Here is a 1253-nt window from a genome sequence, read left to right as displayed (position 1 = left end):
CTCCCACAATGGGAATGCATTTCAAAGGTGGGAGCGAGCCTGCTCGCGAATTCTCAGGCGCAACCGGAATTATCTGTCTGTCATCCGATAGTCCGGGCTGCGAAACCGCTCAAGAATGAAGTATTGTTGTGCCCATCCAAAAAAACGTCAGAAGCCTTGAACCGTTTCGACGGTTGTTCAGTGATAGAGGGTGTCATGGGTAACGAAAGCATCAATTGGGACAAGCTGGGTTTTGACTACATCAAGACCGACAAACGCTATCTGTCGTACTTTCGCAATGGCGAGTGGGACAAAGGCACCCTGACCGAAGACAACGTGCTGCACATCAGCGAAGGCTCGACGGCCCTTCATTATGGCCAGCAGTGCTTCGAAGGCCTGAAGGCTTATCGTTGCAAGGACGGCTCGATCAACCTGTTCCGTCCCGACCAGAACGCCGCGCGCATGCAGCGCAGCTGCGCCCGCCTGCTGATGCCGCACGTATCGACCGAGCAGTTCATCGAAGCGTGCAAAGAAGTGGTTCGCGCCAACGAGCGCTTCATCCCGCCATACGGCACCGGCGGCGCGCTGTACCTGCGTCCGTTCGTGATCGGCGTGGGTGACAACATCGGCGTGCGCACCGCGCCCGAGTTCATCTTCTCGGTGTTCGCGATCCCGGTCGGCGCCTACTTCAAGGGCGGCCTGACCCCGCACAATTTCCAGATCTCCAGCTTCGACCGCGCTGCCCCACAGGGCACCGGTGCGGCCAAGGTCGGTGGCAACTACGCCGCCAGCCTGATGCCGGGCTCCCAGGCCAAGAAGGCGCACTTCGCTGACGCCATCTACCTGGATCCGCTGACCCACAAGAAAATCGAGGAAGTCGGTTCGGCCAACTTCTTCGGGATCACCCACGACAACAAGTTCGTCACCCCGAACTCGCCCTCCGTACTGCCAGGCATCACCCGCCTGTCGCTGATCGAACTGGCGAAAACCCGTCTGGGCCTGGAAGTGGTGGAAGGCGACGTGCTGATCGACAAGCTGTCGGACTTCAAGGAAGCCGGCGCTTGCGGTACCGCTGCGGTGATCACCCCGATCGGCGGCATCAGCTACAACGACCACCTGCACGTGTTCCACAGCGAAACCGAAGTCGGCCCGGTCACCCAGAAGCTCTACAAAGAGCTGACTGGCGTGCAGACCGGCGACATCGAAGCGCCAGCGGGCTGGATCGTCAAGGTTTGATCTGACGGCTGCAGATGCACAAAAGCCCCCCATCGAGT

At 59.7% G+C, this 1253-nt stretch carries 1 protein-coding gene; it reads left to right on the top strand.

What is annotated here, in order from left to right; translation table 11 throughout:
* The first annotated feature begins 195 nt into the window (after nucleotides 1–195).
* Nucleotides 196–1215 carry a branched-chain amino acid aminotransferase gene (locus HT737_RS26385; RefSeq protein ID WP_047293591.1) on the top strand — a complete coding sequence of 340 codons (1020 nt, stop codon included), beginning with the start codon at nucleotides 196–198 and terminating at the stop codon, nucleotides 1213–1215.
* The last annotated feature ends 38 nt before the right edge of the window (nucleotides 1216–1253 follow it).

This window comes from Pseudomonas sp. MD195_PC81_125, from assembly GCF_014060985.1.
In the GTDB taxonomy this organism is placed as follows: Bacteria; Pseudomonadota; Gammaproteobacteria; order Pseudomonadales; family Pseudomonadaceae; genus Aquipseudomonas; species Aquipseudomonas parakoreensis.
This window is presented reverse-complemented; position numbering and strand designations above follow the sequence as displayed.

Bases quoted from the DNA above. Each gene is read 5' to 3' on its own strand.
- HT737_RS26385 (WP_047293591.1), top strand. From the start codon at position 196: ATGGGTAACGAAAGCATCAATTGGGACAAGCTGGGTTTTGACTACATC.